Source organism: Sulfurimonas xiamenensis (genome assembly GCF_009258045.1).
Lineage (GTDB): Bacteria > Campylobacterota > Campylobacteria > Campylobacterales > Sulfurimonadaceae > Sulfurimonas > Sulfurimonas xiamenensis.
In genome coordinates, this window is sequence record NZ_CP041166.1 from 256,164 (window position 1) to 271,473 (window position 15,310).

The window sequence follows — 15,310 nt, forward strand, 5'->3', positions numbered from 1 at the left end:
TCCTCCCTATCATTTCAAAATAAAACTTCAAATAAAATTTATCAAAATATAAAATTCACAAATAATTCACATTGAGTGTTTATAATAATAAAAAAAGGAGTCTCCTATGAGAAATATTATTATAAGCGTTTTGTTAATAGCGAATCTATTCGCAGTTGATTACTCTAGTATGTCGTTGCAAGAGTTGAAAAACCAAAGAGGGGGTGTCGCACCTGAAGATAAAGAAGCATTTAAAGCAGCAATAAAAGCTAAAATGCAATCATTATCACCTGAGCAAAGAGAAAAAGAAAAAGCAGAGATGTTGGCATTTAAAGCGTCTGTATTCTCTACCACACCGAAAAAGATTGAAGAATTTGAAATGAAAATGAAGTCTCTTGCTCCAGAGAAGAAAGATGCATTAATGTCAAAAATGGATTCTTTGAGTATGGAAGAAAAATTTGCATTTAAAACAAAATTGTTTGCAATGTCAACAGAAGAGTTGTCTGCAATGAGTGCAGAAGAGATGATTCATTTAAGTGATAAGTAAATAAATAAAATCATTGTAAAATAGTTACATATAGATGGTATTGCAGCAGAATGTCATCTTTATACAAAATATTTTCACAATAAACAATTTATTTTATCAATTCCACACTAAATTAATACTTCTTTGCAATAATAATTAAATTTTTATTATAAAAAGGGGTTAAATTGAATATTAAAATAAAATTTATATTTATTTTATTTTTGTCTTCTATGCTATATGCAAATGAAGCATATGATTTAAATGAAATTGTTGTTTCTAGTACTAAAACAAAAAGTACATTAGCTGATTTGCCGATGCAGGTAACGGTAATTACGCAAGATGAAATTGAAAACAGCGGGGCAACAAATATCTCCGATATATTAACAGGCAGTGGAGAAGTTGCTACAAAAGCGTCTGGTGCAAATGAGCAGCAGGTTAGTATACGAGGGATGAATCCAGATGATACACTTTATCTGATAGATGGAAAAAGAATAAACGGGACTTTTACAGATGCAGGAAGAATTCCCGCTAGCATGGTAGAGAGAATAGAGATAGTCAAGGGGAGCTCCGGTTTGCTTTACGGAAGTGATTCTATGGGGGGAATCATAAATATCATTACTAAAAAAAGTGATGATGATTTTGCCGGAGATATACAGGTTACACATGCAAAAAACAAAAATAGTGCAGATATAAATATATTTGGTAAAAAAGAAAATACCTCATTTAGACTCTTTTCAAGCTATATAAAAAGAGACACCTATTCAAAAGACAAAACAACAGATGTAATTATTAAACAGGGAAGTAATTCATACTCGCCGTCTACTCTCCCGGCTTCACTAAAAACTTCAACAAATTTAGATAACTTAAATGATACATATGATTTTCAAGAGGATTATGAAGATGAGATGGAGACTAAAAGTATAAGCGGAGGGATGACACATAGATTTAGTGATCATTTTAAGATAGATATAGATATGAGTTATCTCAAAGAGAATATAGAGGGCAATTTTATAAGTGCACTATATACAACAAACTATGATAAAATCGTAGTAAACAACCTCTCTGCAGAGCAGTATGATGAAAATAGAAGAGTTACTGCAAGCTCAGGATTTACATATACTCCTTCGGATGCTTTAGAGTTTATGTATAGTCTTTCATATTCAAAATATGAAAAAGACAAAAAAATATACACAAATTTTTGGGAAGAGCTGGGGTATGATTCAAAAGAGGATTCAGTATCTGGTATAGATGATTCTACCACAAGATATGTTAATCATGATTTCTTAAGCACATATGAATTTTCACAGGATAATAGAGTATTAATCGGAGGAGAGTATAGAGTTGTAAATAGAGATGCAACCGGATATAGCATAGATGACAGAACATATTCAGGAATTTTTTTGCAACACGAGTATAGACCGATTAAGAGATTAAATCTTGTATATGGTGCCAGATATGATAAAGACTCTGAAGCAAAAAGCGAAACTTCTCTTAGTTTTGGCGCTGTTTATGATATATATGAAAACACAAAAGTTAAAGCAAACTACTCTGAAGGCTTTAAAAGTGCCACTGATGAAGAGCTGTATACAAACACTACAACAGCTGCAGGAAAAAATCTTTTAGGTTCTATGATTATAGAAGGATCAAAAACACAGAGTTGGGATTTGACACCGGAAACAAGTGAAACTATAGAGATTGGGATAAGCAATAAAGGAGATGTATATGATTTTGAAGTCTCTGTTTTTGATACTAAAATAGATAATAGAATAAGCAAGGTTATACTAGATGCTACTACAACGAGTTATAAAAATATAAGTGAGAGCGAGATAAAAGGGGTTGAGACTAATATTGCATTTTATCCGGTAGATGAACTGATTGTAAAATTTTATTACAGCTATATAGATGCAAAAAACAAAACAGACGATACTGCCTTGATTGGGATTCCTGAGGAGCTTGCAAGCATGACAATCAGTTACTTTCCTATGCCAAAACTTGAATTAAGAAGTGTTACAAAATATACAGGAGAACAGATAGATATAGACGGAGAAGTCGGAGGTTACAGCATAACAAATATAAAGGTAATGCAAAAAGATAGTTTTAAAAACATAGACCTCTTTGCCGGCATCGACAATGTGTTTGATAAAAAAATACCCGAACAGCTAGGGTATATACAAAAATCAAACTATTATATAGGTGCCAAATATAAATTCTAGCGTGCGCTAAGCATGCTAGAGTTGCTATTTTGCTTTATTTTTAAGATAAAGCACATATTTTACTATCAATCTTATAAGACCTATGACTGCATAAACTGCAAATGCCCAAAGCAAAGGATGAAGATAGTTTCCCTGCTCTACCATTGCATCAACTCTCTCAATAGGAGAGTGCAACAAATCCGAATGCTGCAAAACAGCTAAAACCAAAAGTATCACTGTAAAGTAAATTAGTTCAATTTTTATTTTTTTAATCATTTTACAATTATATCTAGTATAATTAAAAAAATAAAAACAATAAAGGTGAAATTATGAAAAAAATGATAATTATATCTCTTTTTGCAACACTTTTGCTTGCTCAAAATCCTCGTGTATACTCCTCTCTTGGAGACGGCATCTATGATAATGCGCCCTCAATAGAAAAATTAAAAGAGATAAAAGAGTTTTCAGAGTTTGAAGATAAGATAGCTACGCATATAAAAGAGGTTGAAAAAACAAAAAAAGATGGTTTTGCTATTGAGTCCGGAGATAGTAGTGTAGATAAGCGCGAATATCTAAGGAAATTAAGAGAGTTGTCTAAACAAGACAGCTATTTTGCCAGAATTTCTCAAAAAAAGTTTAAAGAGTCTATGAAGCAAAATAATCATGAACTCTTTACAGAGTTAGTCAACTCCGGCATGATTGATACAAAAAAGTATAAAAAAAAGATTTTAGACTATTATGATTTAAACAAAAATGAGATAGTTTTATCCGGTGAATTAAAGATGCTTGTAGAGAGTGAGCGCTCAAAGCAAAAGAGTAAGGCAGATTTGAAAAAATCTGTTAAAAAACAGGATAAAGCTTCACAAAGAATAGAACATATTAAAAAAAGAGATAAAGAAAAAGAGCAGGAGAGGGAAGAGATGCTTGAAGAAGAGCTTCTCCAAAAAAAGAGAGAGATTCGCCAATATCAGAAAAAAGAGCTGATAAATCACTAAAACCATAAAGGCTGCTCATATATAGCAGGTCTTCCATCAAGTGTCAGGTATGGCTTATAGTGAGATTTATAGGAAAGAGAGGGGCACTCTTTGACATAGTAGCCCAGATATATCCACTTTTTTTGAGATCTTTTTGCGAAAGTTATCTGATTGTACATAGAGAGTTTACCGAGTGAGTATTTCATATAGTCGGGGTCATAGTAAAAGTATATGGAAGATACTCCATCATCTAAAATATCAATTAAATCTACCCCGATAAGCGTATCGTCCAAATAGTACAAAACTTCATATCCAAAACTATTATGCCCATCCACAAAAGAGTTGTAGTAATTTTGAGCACTTACGGGAGTATAGTCCCATCCCTTTTTCTCTTTCATAAAAAGATGATACTTTTCAAAAAGTTCCAGATGCTTTTTGCTGATGGAGGGTCTTTGAATATAGCTTTTGATATTTGAGGCTTTTTTTAAAACTCTTCTTTGCGATGCTGAAAATTCAAAATTATCTACATCTATTTTTATGCTTTTGCACTCATCGCATGCGGGGCAGATGGGTCTAAAATACATTTTGCCAAATCTTCTGTAACCGCGCTCTATAAGCTCCTGGCAGTCAGCAGCAGAGCACTCACTGATTATTTTATAGTGCGTTGTCTGATTTTTACCCGGCAGATAAGAGCATTTGTCACTTGCTCTAAACTCTTTTAGTATATCCATGCTTTTTTATTAAGAAATTTTGTTTTGAGAAATAAGCACATCTTCAATCATTTTATCAATATCACCGTCAAGTATTGCGCTTACATTTGAGTATGCTTGATTGCTTCTTGTGTCTTTCACCTGCTGATAGGGCTGCATAACATAAGAGCGGATTTGATGTCCCCAGCCTATTTCACTTTTTGCAATACCATCACTTTGTGCTTTTTGCGCTTCGAGCTCCAGCTCATAGAGTCTTGATTTAAGCATTTTCATGGCAGTCGCTCTGTTTTTATGCTGGCTTCTGTCGTTTTGGCACTGAACAACCACACCTGTTGCTATATGGGTGATTCTGATGGCTGACTCCGTCTTATTTACATGCTGTCCGCCGGCGCCGCTTGAGCGGTATGTATCAACGCGGATATCTTTGTCTTCTATCTCTATATTGATATTCTCATCTACTTCCGGGGAAACCATTACAGAGCTGAATGATGTATGTCTTTTAGCGTTGGAGTCAAAAGGCGAGATGCGAACAAGCCGGTGGATGCCGTTTTCAACTTTTAGATATCCATAGGCATTTTCACCCTTTATAAGCAGTGAGACATCTTTTATGCCCGCTTCATCGCCCGCCTGATAATCGAGTACCTCAATACTCCATCCCCGTCTCTCAGCAAATCTTTTATACATGCGAAGAAGCATTGAAGCCCAGTCCTGTGACTCTGTACCGCCTGCACCTGGATGAATGGAAAGAATGGCATTGTTGGCGTCCATCTCTTCGCTTAAAAGAACCTCAATCTCCATGGCTCGTATAAGCTTTTCAAGCTTTTGGGCTCCCTCAAAACACTCGGCAATGGCATCTTCGTCGTTTTCATCTTTAGCCATGTCGTATAGTTCTTTGGCATCTTCGAGAGCATCTTTTGCAACAGCATGCTTTTGAAGTTTTCTTTCGCACTGTGTTTTCTCTTTTTGAATCTTTGCCGCATATGCAGCATCATTCCAAAAATCCTGCGAATTTTCCAACTCCGCTATTTCATCTAAACGCGCTTGGAGTTTGTCCGGCTCAACGACACCGCTAATGTTATTCATCTTTTTTGAAAGATTTTTTAAAAGTTCTGTATATTCATAATTATCCATAAAACCGATCCAATAGTGTATAATTGCGATTATATTAAATTGAGGCTTAAAATGAAGATTATTTCTAGTCCCTTAGAGTTAAAAGAGCAGCTAAAAGAGGTGCATAAAACAGTAGGTTTTATTCCTACAATGGGTGCTTTGCATGAGGGACACATCTCTCTTATAAAAAAGGCAAAAGAGCAAAATGAGTTTGTTGTCGTCTCGGTGTTTTTAAATCCTACACAGTTTTTAAAAGATGAAGATTTGGATAAATATCCAAAAAAAGATGAAGCTGATAAAAAGATATGCGAGCTAAGCGGTGTCGATATTCTTTTTCTGCCAAGTGCCGATGTTATGTATGGCGAAGATGAGGTAGCTCTTCTTGCGCCAAAAGTCAGAGGCTATGTTTTGGAAGGTTTTAGCCGGCCGTCTCATTTTAACGGTGTTTTAACTGTTGTAATGAAGTTGTTAAACATAGTAAATCCGACAAGAGCATACTTTGGTAAAAAGGATGCGCAGCAGTTAAATCTTATATCGCTGATGGTAAAACAGCTCTTTATGGATGTAGAGATAGTTCCCGTTGATACAGTTCGTGAAAAAGATGGGCTGGCACTAAGCAGCAGAAATGCCTATTTGACTCCGTCGCACAGAGAAGAAGCGCTTAAGATACCATCTTCTCTTCGCACTGCAAGTGCAATGGTCTCTAAAGGAGTGCTTGACTCAAAAGAGATAACATCAAAAATGAGAGAGGTGTTGGCTCCTCTGGAGATTTTTTATGTGGAGATACTGGACCGTGAATTTAACCAAATTTCACATGTAGAGATAGGAAATACAGTGATTTTGGTTGAGGTAAAAGTGGGAACGACGAGACTACTCGACAATATCTGGCTTTAAATAATCCTCTTCGACTAAAATATCAACCGTCTTTTTAAAAACGGGTACGGCTGTTTGGGATGCAAACTGGCTCTTTTTAGGTCTTATAACAATAACGCCTATAATGTATTTGCTCTTTTTGTCATTTGCAAAGCCTACAAAAGCAGTGTTGTACTCGTTTACATACTTTTTGCCCTCGACTATATGCGCCGTTCCCGTTTTGCCACCAATCTCCAAACCATCTGTTTTTGTTTTTGTACCGGTTCCCTCGTTTACTGTTTTTATCAATATTTTTTTCATTCTTTGCGCGGTTGTGCTTTTTATAACCTGAATCTGCTCTGCATAGGGAATTGGAATCTCTTTTTTGCCCTTGTCTATAAAACACTTTACTATTTTTGGCGTAATAATTCTTCCGTTGTTGTTAAAAGCGCTATAGGCGCGTATAAGCTGCATCAGATTTGCGTGCATACCATAACCGTAAGAACATGTTGCTTTATAGATCTCATTTTCTAGCTGCAAAATATGCGGAACAGAGCCGACTTTTTCATAAACAAGATCCGGAGTGGATTTTGATGCAAAACCAAAATCTATAAGCCCCTGATAAAACTCTGCTCCTGAGAGTTTTTGAGCAAGCTGTGCTATACCTATGTTTGATGAGTGCACTATAACATTTTCAGCACTTAGCCAGTCAAATTTATGCTCATCAGTTATAATCTTTCTGCCTATTTTATAGCGTCCGTTATGGCCGTTTACCAAATCATATGGATTTACAAGCCCCTTATCCAAAAGAAGAGAAAATGTGATGGGTTTTATAACGCTTCCCGGCTCAAAACTGTACTCTATCATGCCGCTGTTAAGAGATGGGTAGTCGCTTCTTTTTATCGATTTTGGCAGATATCTGTTGGAGCTTGCCATAGTAAGAACATCGCCGCTTTTTGAATCCATAACGGCAGCTATAATATGCTGGGCTCTTAGCTCTTCTCTCATCTCTTCGAGCATTCTTTCAATTCGTATTTGCAGAGCCACCGGAATAAAGAGCTTTATATCCAGACCGTTGATCTCCGGTTTTGTAAAACTCTCCCCGTTTAATATAATATAACCGTTTACATCCCTTGGACCCTGGCTTAGCTCATCCTGTTTTGCTTGAAGTTCGTTTTCAAACTTTTTTTCCAGCCCTTTTACCCCTTTTACATAGGTATACCCCTCATCTTCATATTTGTGAGGATAGCCGATGATGGGCGTTAAAAGTTTATCGTAGGGATACTCTCTGCTCTCTCCGCTCTCAACGACGCTTAGACCGTGAAGCGTTGTTTTGCCTGTAAGAGGATTTTTTCTCTCTATAAAAACATTTAGTCTTAAAAGCTCATATGAGAGCTGTTTAAGATACTGCGCCTGTTTTTGAGGGATGTTGTAGCTTAGTACCACCACACCATCTCTTTTGGCAAGCCTCTTTTTAATCTCTTTGGCGTCGATGCCTGAGTAGATGCTAAAGAGCTCAACAAAAAGCTCCTTTTTTTTTGGGTCGATATAGTGCGTGTTTACAACGGCTTTGTAGAGTTTTATCGTGGTCGCTATATGAAAATCATCGGCACTGATGATGGAGCCTCTTATTGCTTTTGAACTCTCTTTTGTATAGAGAGAGGGCAAATCGCGGGATTTTAGGGTTGTAAGAAGCATCACGCCTAAAAATATGATAAAACCAACCACAATCAGAGAGTAGAGAATAAATATTTTTTTGCTTTTGTTTTGATTGTTCATTATGTTATATATCTTGATTTTTAAAAAGATTATAACATTAAACTTCTTGCAAAAAAGAGAAATTTACACAAGAAGCGCTAACGCAACAGCAACTTAAAAGATATTGCCTCTTTTTGATGATATTAAGCAGAGATTAATCATAAGTGCTTCATAATCACAGCAAGGTTATTGGTGTAACCCAATTTATACAACAAAAAGGAGTTCTTATGAAAAGAGCTGGTTTTACTATGATCGAATTGATCTTTGTTATCGTTATATTAGGTATTTTAGCGGCTGTTGCTATCCCGAGACTTGCTGCGACGAGAGATGATGCGAAAATCTCAACATTGGCGGCAAATGCTAATACAATTGTTACTGATTTAGTTGCTCATTATACTTCACAAGGTGATTTAAATATTTCAACTGAAGCACAATGGTATGAAGTGACAAATGTGCGTTCTCCAGAAATTGATTTTAGTGTTGCAGATACAGCATCAATTTATAATAATGCAGATCAAGATACAGAGTGTACATCAATTGTGTATGACTCTACTAGTGGACTAGTAACAACAACTGCAGAAGAAGTAACCAATCCTATATGTATAGGAATTAATGAAATTTTAGGCTTTGATACAGTTGATCAAAATAAAAGTATACCTGTTAGTGGTATTAATGTTGTTCGTTAATTAGTTAGTTTTTTTATTCCCAAGCTTTTGCTTGGGAACACATATATAGAGTAATAATTTTCAAGTTATTTTTAAATAATTTTAAAATTAATACTGAGGGTTTTTTATGAAATTTTCTCGCGCTTTTACTATGATAGAGCTTATTTTTGTTATCGTTGTTCTGGGCATTTTGGCTTCTGTGGCTTTTCCAAGACTCGCGGCTACAAGGACAGATGCAGAGATAACAAAAGGGCGCGCTGATGTAGCTACCATCCGCTCCGCCATAGTGAGTGAGAGACAGACACAGCTTATCAAAGGCGAAAACAGTTATATACCAAAACTAAGTTCAGACACCACCACTCTTTTTACAGGCGATACAGACAGCAACAGAACTCTTCTGATGTACGGCATAAAAGCAGGAAGCGGCTCCGGGCACTGGAGCGGAACAGATCCAAACTATACATACAAAATTGGAGAAACTTCTGTTCCTTTTACATATACTCCTGCTGATGGAAAATTCGTATGTGATACAGCTCATGCAACAACAGGCGCTATGTGTTCAAAACTTGTTGACTAGCTGATTTTTATTTTTCTAAAGAATAGGACTACCTAAAAAATTTTGCACTACTACGATATAGCACTTCTTAGCTCTCCCCTTGAGCCTTTTACCTATCAAAGCGAAAGTGCCATAGATATCGGCACAAAAGTAAAAGTGAAGATGAGAAACAGAGAGGTTTTCGGGGTGGCGGTTTCGACTTCTGATGAGCCCTCATTTAAAACAAGCGAAATCTTAGAGATTTGCGGCTCCATCTATACATCAAAACAGCTAGAACTTGCCCGGTTTATCTCCACTTACTATTTTTGCTCACTTGGCGAAGCGCTTGGAGTTATGCTGCCCTATGAGTCTGGTATGCACTCGCAAGCGGAAAATGGCAACGAGATGGGTGAAAGCACTCTGTTGCCTCAAATAACTCTCTCAGCCAAGCAAAACGAAGCGCTGGAGTTTTTAAAAAAGCATAAAACGGCACTCCTCTTTGGCGATACAGGCAGCGGAAAAACAGAGATATATATGAAATACTTTGAAGAGATTATAGAGCAAAATAAGTGCTCCATATTTCTTATGCCGGAGATCTCTCTTACTCCTCAGATGAGCCAGAGACTCCATAAGCATTTTGGAGATGCGGTTGTTATGTGGCACTCAAAGCTGACCCCTTTACAAAAGAAAAAAGCACTTGCAAAGATTTATGAGGGAAGTGCAAAGATAGTGGCAGGTCCGCGTTCGGCTCTCTTTTTGCCCATAAAAGATATCGGGCTTATCGTGGTAGATGAAGAGCATGATGAGAGCTATAAGTCATCGTCCAGACCCCGTTACAATGCAAGAGATATAGCTATATATATGGGAAAACTCTACGGCGTAAATGTTGTTTTGGGAAGTGCCACGCCAAGCCTTACAACCTATGTAAAATTCCCTCATATTAGGCTTAGAGGCGGTTATTTTAGTTCTAAAAAAGAGTTTGTTTATGAGAAAAGCGTCGAGACTCTATCTCCTTTGATTTTAAATAGTCTAAAAGAGAGTTTAGAAAAAAAAGAGCAGAGCATCCTGTTTCTTCCGACACGCGCAAATTTTAAGTATCTTATCTGTGCGGACTGCGGACACATCTATAAGTGTGTTTTTTGCAGTGTTGGCATGAGTGTTCATCAAAAAACAAGAGCGCTTAAGTGCCACTACTGCAACTTTACTCAGGCGATTCCGCAGAGCTGCTCAGAGTGCGGAAGCCCAAATCTTGTCAGTTCAAGACTTGGAACCGCCGAAGCTGCAAAAGAGCTGCAAAATGAGTTTGAGCACTCAGTCGTTGAACAGTTTGACAGAGATGCGATAACAACTGCAAAAAAATTAAAATCGGCGCTTAAAAGATTTAACGACAAAGAGATAGATATACTTGTCGGAACGCAGATGATAAGCAAAGGACATGATTATCATGGAGTTACTTTGGCGGTGGTATTGGGGCTTGACAATATGCTGGGTATGAGTGACTACAGGGCCAGAGAAAAGGCCCTCTCCTCCCTTATACAGGTAGCAGGAAGAAGCGGCAGAAAAGAGAGTGCCAAAGTTTTGGTTCAAACCTTTAATGAAGAATTTTTCAAAGCATACATAGATAGATATGATGAATTTTTAGAGGATGAAAAGGAGTACCGTAAAGAGCTCTATCCTCCCTATAAAAAACTTTGCCGTATTTTGTTTTCGCATAAAAATGGTATAAAAGCAGCAGACTCTATGAATCAGATGCTCTTATGTCTGCAAAAACAATCAGCCGTAGAGGTGGTTGGATTTGGAAAATGTGCCATTGAGAGAGTGGCTGATAAGTATAGGTTTGAGATACTGCTGCGAGCAGACAAAAGCACCGATATCATAAAAGCGGTCTCTATATGCAGGGTTGATTTGGCTGAGGTAGATATGGACCCTATTGAGTTTGGTTAAAAAATAAAAGTTTTTTTAAAGAGAGTGTTGAGTGTCAAAAAACCAGTAAAACGACATTAAAACACCGGTTGTTTTTTGATAGTTCTCATCAAACATAAATTCTCTTGCTTTTTGAAGAGGAATATAGACAACTTCTATATCCTCATCATCCAAACCTCCCCCCTCATTTACTTTCATAGAGTCATCGCACTCTGCATAGTAGATGGTTTGATGTGTTCCGGATATTCCCACGCTTGTGTAAAAAGAGCTGATTTTTTTCAGATTTTGCACAGGAATGTCATAGCCGCACTCTTCTAAAATCTCCTCTTTGGCTATTTGCGCATTCTCTTTGTCTTTGTCTATGATTCCCGCACAAAGTTCATACATCATTCCGTTATCGGGGTTTTTGTTAAGCACTGTTGCACGGAGCTGTTTTACAAGAACAAAAGCATTTTTGTCTCTATGCCAAAGAAGCACTGCAACGCTGTCATGAGTTGCAACGGCTTCCCATTTTCTCTGAATGGACTTATATGTATAGTTGATAAGTATGGGTTTTATAAAGTTTGACTCTTTAAGAGGCTGGATTGAGTTTATCTTGTACACAATTTTCTCCGTTGTAGAAGTAGCAAACCGTCTCAGTTGTCGAAGCTTTTGCATATCTTGTTTCATTTGCTATATGCATACTTATGCTTGAGTCATACTCCGATTTTAGTTTTAAAAATGCAGATTTTTGTGCACCTTTTAGCTTTTTTGTAGCTACCTGAACAACCCTGAGAGGATCGATAGCTCTGCCATTTTTGTAGAGTCCAAAGTGTAGATGGGGACCGGTTGAGAGACCTGTACTTCCTACATACCCTATAATTTGTCCTTTTTTAACGAAAGAGCCGTTTCTTATGCCTTTTCTAAAAGATTTTTGATGCGCATAAAGAGTGAGATAACCATCGCTGTGTCGTATCTTTATCACTTTGCCGTAACCTCTGGTAGTTCCCATAAAAACAACTCTGCCGTCTCCCGCTGCTGCGATAGGCGTACCGCGTGAAGCTGCATAGTCAACACCTAAATGCGCACGATATTTTTTTAAGATAGGGTGAAATCTTCTTTTTGTAAATCTTGATGATATTCTGGCTCCTCTTACCGGATTTGCAAGTAAAAATCCCTCTATCTCTTTTGCGTCCTCGTTGTAGTATCTGCCATCTTCATTTAGATAGATATAGTGCTTTTTACCTCTCATCTCTATCATAGCCGCTTTGAGTGTCGGCATAGAAAACGGTTTGCCAAGACGATATTTCTGCTCATATATCATAGCGAGCGTATCACCCTTTCTAAGATCTCTTTTAAAGTTGAGCGAGTGTTTAAAGCTTGTAACAAAAATTTGGGCAAGTTTTGCCGAACCTGTCTCTTTAACAATATCCAAGTATGGCGAGTGCTCTATTTTAAGAGTAAAAGCTTCTGTTCTTGTATCGCTTATAATAGGAATGGTTTCGAAAAAGTACTCTTGATTGCGTTTATATATGTGAATCTGCAGTTCATCATTTAGGGGTATGAAAATCTGCGAAATTTCCCCATTTTTATCTTTTGACATTTCATAAGTAACGCCGGATATAATCTCTTCCGTAAGCTGCTGCTCATCTTTGTCGAGGTTGTAGTAGAGAGGTTTTAAAGGAAGATTTTTTTCTTCTAAAAACATTAAATATGTTTTGCCTTCACTCCAGCGAAAGCTTTCAACTTGGGACGCAAACAGATATGTAGTAAATAAAAAAAGTAGTAAGAATCGTATCATTATAATTAACCGTAAACATAAAATTTTCAAAATAATCTTAAAACTCTAACAAAATTTGCCTTAGTATGAGATTTGTTTGCTATAATCGCACTATATTTTTTATAAAGTGAATGAAATGAAGTATATTTTTCTCCTTATTATTATAACCTTGGAGCTTTTTGGAGTTGTTTTAAAATCTCCAATTGTAGCTGTAAATGAAGATGAAACTGAAGTTTCGATAAATATTGAAAGTATTGATGTCGGAGTGAGCGGTTTTGTGGTTCATGAAATAGACAAAGGGCATACAGCCATTTTGAAAAATGCGACGGTGAGCAGTTTTGATGAGAAGAACAAAATTGCAAAAGTAGCCATAAGCGAATTTAACGGATTTAGCAACAGCGCTCTGCCTGATGGCAAATGGAGCGTTAAAGTCGGAGACAGTGTTATTTTGGCTTTTGGATATACAAGAGGTCTTTTGATAGCTCCAAATGAAGAGATATATTACAGAGTGACAAAAAATTCAAAATTGCAGTGGGTGCATCCTGATATTTTTGCTACGATTTTATCTTTTAACGGACATCCAACGCCTCTTAGAAGCGATTTTAGCGAGATGAGCTCCAGCACTTCTGTGGGTTTGGTTTTTATATATCTTGATAAAAAAGTCTATACGCTTGATGCAAAAAGTTTTAAAATCCTAGCTATTACAGATGCCGAGTTGGAAGATAGTGAGGTAAATCTGCCTTTTTACACAAGAGTACCGGAGATAGATGCTGCATGGTGGGGAGAGGGAAGCGAAGAGCTTGATGCATATGAGCCACATTACTATAAACTTATAATAGAAGCAAATCCAGATAGTAGAGAACTTTACGATATCATCAAAAACGGTGATAAAAAATTAGAGAATTTACTTGAAGATTTTGATATAAAAGGGTAGAAGATGATAGAGAGCAGACACTTAAACTATTTTACCGATATAGTCGGTTCTGAAAATATATACAGCGATAAAGCGCACCTAATAGCTTATTCATATGATGCGACAAGAGAGCATTTTGAGCCAGATGCAGTGGTTTTTCCAAGAGATGAAGAGGATATAAGCAAGATTTTAAAGTACTGCAATGAGCATAAAATCGTTATAGTTCCCCGTGGTGCCGGAAGCGGATTTACCGGCGGGGCACTTCCAAGCAGCGGCGGAATTGTGCTGGCTATGGAAAAACATATGAATAAAATCTTAGAGATTGATATGAAAAACATGGTAGCCGTAGTGCAGCCGGGTGTTATCAATATGGATCTTCAGCGAGCAGTTGAAGAGGTGGGACTCTTCTATCCCCCAGACCCTGCAAGTCAGGACTACTCAAGTATAGGTGGAAATGTAAGCGAAAATGCTGGTGGAATGCGTGCTGCAAAGTATGGAATCACAAAAGATTATGTAATGGCGACGCGTGCTGTTTTGCCAAACGGCGATATTATCAAAGCCGGAAAGAGAACTATTAAAGATGTTGCCGGATATAACATCAGCGGTATTTTAATAGCCAGCGAGGGAACACTGGCAGTTTTAACAGAGATCACTCTAAGACTTATCCCAAAACCAAAACTTACAAAAACTGCTATGGGTGTCTTTGAGAGTGTTCATGATGCCATGAATGCGGTATATAAAACTATGGCAAGCGGGATTACTCCGGTTGCAATGGAGTTTTTAGACAACTTGACTATCCGTGCGGTTGAGCGCACTTTTAGCAAAGGTCTTCCTGTTGATGCAGGCGCACTTCTTATAACGGATGTGGATGGAAACTTAGAAGAGGATCTTGATTTTCAACTCTCTCAAATCGAGAAGGTATTTAAAGCCAACGGTTGCTATAAGTTTAAGATAGCACAGGATAAAAAAGAGGCTTCAGATATTTGGTTTGCAAGACGCAACGCTTCCCCTGCGCTTAGTGTTTATGGAAGCAAAAAATTAAATGAGGATGTAACGGTTCCACGCTCTGCATTGCCTGAACTGTTAGAGAAATTTTATGCAATAGCAGATAAATATGATGTTAAAATCCCATGTTTCGGGCATACTGGAGATGGAAATGTACATACTAATGTTATGGTTGATGGAAGTGATCCTAAACAGGTTGAGATTGCCTATAAAGCCATAGAAGAGGTTTTTCAAGCAACAATAGACTTGGGCGGAACGCTCAGCGGTGAACATGGCATAGGTCTTGCAAAAGCGCCTTATATGAAAATGGCGTTTACTCCTGAAGAGATGGCTCTTTTTAAATCAATTAAGATGGCGTTTGATCCAAACAATATTTTAAATCCTTTTAAAATGGGGTTGAAATAAAATA

15 protein-coding genes are annotated in these 15,310 nt (G+C 37.2%); 9 read left to right on the forward strand and 6 right to left on the reverse strand.

Translation table 11 applies throughout. From position 1 onward, the window contains the following. The first annotated feature begins 106 nt into the window (after positions 1–106). Positions 107–526 carry a DUF1104 domain-containing protein gene (locus FJR47_RS01450; RefSeq protein ID WP_152298715.1) on the forward strand — a complete coding sequence of 140 codons (420 nt, stop codon included), beginning with the start codon at positions 107–109 and terminating at the stop codon, positions 524–526. 164 nt (positions 527–690) lie between these two features. Beyond that, a complete protein-coding gene (locus tag FJR47_RS01455) occupies positions 691–2,718 on the forward strand; it encodes a TonB-dependent receptor plug domain-containing protein (RefSeq protein WP_152298716.1) in 2,028 nt (675 codons plus the stop codon). A 24-nt stretch (positions 2,719–2,742) separates the two neighbouring features. Here FJR47_RS01455 and FJR47_RS01460 read toward each other — a convergent pair whose 3' ends face one another. After that, a complete protein-coding gene (locus FJR47_RS01460; RefSeq protein ID WP_152298717.1) occupies positions 2,743–2,973 on the reverse strand; it encodes a hypothetical protein in 231 nt (76 codons plus the stop codon). Positions 2,974–3,026: 53 nt separating this feature from the next. Here FJR47_RS01460 and FJR47_RS01465 point away from each other — a divergent pair, with 53 nt between their 5' ends. Continuing rightward, positions 3,027–3,692 carry a hypothetical protein gene (locus FJR47_RS01465; RefSeq protein WP_152298718.1) on the forward strand — a complete coding sequence of 222 codons (666 nt, stop codon included), beginning with the start codon at positions 3,027–3,029 and terminating at the stop codon, positions 3,690–3,692. Here the strand turns inward: FJR47_RS01465 and FJR47_RS01470 are convergent. Both FJR47_RS01470 and prfB read right to left on the reverse strand, forming a co-directional pair. Next, on the reverse strand, positions 3,689–4,402 hold the full coding sequence (locus tag FJR47_RS01470) for an arginyltransferase (RefSeq protein ID WP_152298719.1): 714 nt from the start codon (positions 4,400–4,402) through the stop codon (positions 3,689–3,691). The genes FJR47_RS01465 and FJR47_RS01470 overlap by 4 nt on opposite strands. Before the next feature lie 9 nt (positions 4,403–4,411). Beyond that, positions 4,412–5,512 carry a peptide chain release factor 2 gene (gene prfB, locus FJR47_RS01475; RefSeq protein WP_152298720.1) on the reverse strand — a complete coding sequence of 367 codons (1,101 nt, stop codon included), beginning with the start codon at positions 5,510–5,512 and terminating at the stop codon, positions 4,412–4,414. 51 nt (positions 5,513–5,563) lie between these two features. On the opposite strand from prfB, the gene panC reads away from it, so the two are divergent. Beyond that, entirely contained in the window at positions 5,564–6,385 is an 822-nt protein-coding gene (panC, locus tag FJR47_RS01480) for a pantoate--beta-alanine ligase (RefSeq protein ID WP_152298721.1), read from the forward strand. Here the strand turns inward: panC and FJR47_RS01485 are convergent. Beyond that, positions 6,362–8,122: a peptidoglycan D,D-transpeptidase FtsI family protein gene (locus tag FJR47_RS01485; RefSeq protein WP_152298722.1), complete on the reverse strand. Its 1,761-nt coding sequence runs from the start codon at positions 8,120–8,122 to the stop codon at positions 6,362–6,364. The two genes, panC and FJR47_RS01485, sit on opposite strands and share 24 nt — an antisense overlap. Positions 8,123–8,328: 206 nt before the next feature. On the opposite strand from FJR47_RS01485, the gene FJR47_RS09695 reads away from it, so the two are divergent. From FJR47_RS09695 to FJR47_RS01500, 3 genes are all read left to right on the forward strand, one after another. Further along, complete coding sequence (locus FJR47_RS09695) at positions 8,329–8,787, forward strand: type II secretion system protein (protein WP_188093734.1); 459 nt, start codon at positions 8,329–8,331, stop codon at positions 8,785–8,787. Positions 8,788–8,893: 106 nt separating this feature from the next. Further along, on the forward strand, positions 8,894–9,343 hold the full coding sequence (locus tag FJR47_RS01495; RefSeq protein WP_152298723.1) for a type II secretion system protein: 450 nt from the start codon (positions 8,894–8,896) through the stop codon (positions 9,341–9,343). Between the two features lie 42 nt (positions 9,344–9,385). Next, the gene (locus FJR47_RS01500) at positions 9,386–11,245 is read left to right on the forward strand and encodes a primosomal protein N' (protein WP_152298724.1); all 1,860 of its coding nucleotides are present in this window, start codon (positions 9,386–9,388) and stop codon (positions 11,243–11,245) included. A 15-nt stretch (positions 11,246–11,260) separates the two neighbouring features. Here FJR47_RS01500 and FJR47_RS01505 read toward each other — a convergent pair whose 3' ends face one another. Continuing rightward, complete coding sequence (locus tag FJR47_RS01505; protein ID WP_152298725.1) at positions 11,261–11,827, reverse strand: NUDIX domain-containing protein; 567 nt, start codon at positions 11,825–11,827, stop codon at positions 11,261–11,263. Beyond that, positions 11,796–13,004 carry a peptidoglycan DD-metalloendopeptidase family protein gene (locus FJR47_RS01510; RefSeq protein WP_152298726.1) on the reverse strand — a complete coding sequence of 403 codons (1,209 nt, stop codon included), beginning with the start codon at positions 13,002–13,004 and terminating at the stop codon, positions 11,796–11,798. The genes FJR47_RS01505 and FJR47_RS01510 overlap by 32 nt, the downstream gene beginning before the upstream one ends. Before the next feature lie 115 nt (positions 13,005–13,119). Between FJR47_RS01510 and FJR47_RS01515 the strand changes: the two genes are divergently transcribed. Together FJR47_RS01515 and FJR47_RS01520 are read left to right on the forward strand one after the other, a co-directional pair. Then, positions 13,120–13,917: a plasminogen-binding N-terminal domain-containing protein gene (locus tag FJR47_RS01515; RefSeq protein ID WP_152298727.1), complete on the forward strand. Its 798-nt coding sequence runs from the start codon at positions 13,120–13,122 to the stop codon at positions 13,915–13,917. Between the two features lie 3 nt (positions 13,918–13,920). Then, entirely contained in the window at positions 13,921–15,306 is a 1,386-nt protein-coding gene (locus FJR47_RS01520) for an FAD-linked oxidase C-terminal domain-containing protein (RefSeq protein ID WP_152298728.1), read from the forward strand. The last annotated feature ends 4 nt before the right edge of the window (positions 15,307–15,310 follow it).

Bases quoted from the DNA above. Each gene is read 5' to 3' on its own strand.
- FJR47_RS01450 (WP_152298715.1), top strand. From the start codon at position 107: ATGAGAAATATTATTATAAGCGTTTTGTTAATAGCGAATCTATTCGCA.
- FJR47_RS01460 (WP_152298717.1), bottom strand. From the start codon at position 2,973: ATGATTAAAAAAATAAAAATTGAACTAATTTACTTTACAGTGATACTT.
- FJR47_RS01465 (WP_152298718.1), top strand. From the start codon at position 3,027: ATGAAAAAAATGATAATTATATCTCTTTTTGCAACACTTTTGCTTGCT.
- FJR47_RS01470 (WP_152298719.1), bottom strand. From the start codon at position 4,402: ATGGATATACTAAAAGAGTTTAGAGCAAGTGACAAATGCTCTTATCTG.
- prfB (WP_152298720.1), bottom strand. From the start codon at position 5,512: ATGGATAATTATGAATATACAGAACTTTTAAAAAATCTTTCAAAAAAG.
- panC (WP_152298721.1), top strand. From the start codon at position 5,564: ATGAAGATTATTTCTAGTCCCTTAGAGTTAAAAGAGCAGCTAAAAGAG.
- FJR47_RS01485 (WP_152298722.1), bottom strand. From the start codon at position 8,122: ATGAACAATCAAAACAAAAGCAAAAAAATATTTATTCTCTACTCTCTG.
- FJR47_RS09695 (WP_188093734.1), top strand. From the start codon at position 8,329: ATGAAAAGAGCTGGTTTTACTATGATCGAATTGATCTTTGTTATCGTT.
- FJR47_RS01495 (WP_152298723.1), top strand. From the start codon at position 8,894: ATGAAATTTTCTCGCGCTTTTACTATGATAGAGCTTATTTTTGTTATC.
- FJR47_RS01510 (WP_152298726.1), bottom strand. From the start codon at position 13,004: ATGATACGATTCTTACTACTTTTTTTATTTACTACATATCTGTTTGCG.
- FJR47_RS01515 (WP_152298727.1), top strand. From the start codon at position 13,120: ATGAAGTATATTTTTCTCCTTATTATTATAACCTTGGAGCTTTTTGGA.
- FJR47_RS01520 (WP_152298728.1), top strand. From the start codon at position 13,921: ATGATAGAGAGCAGACACTTAAACTATTTTACCGATATAGTCGGTTCT.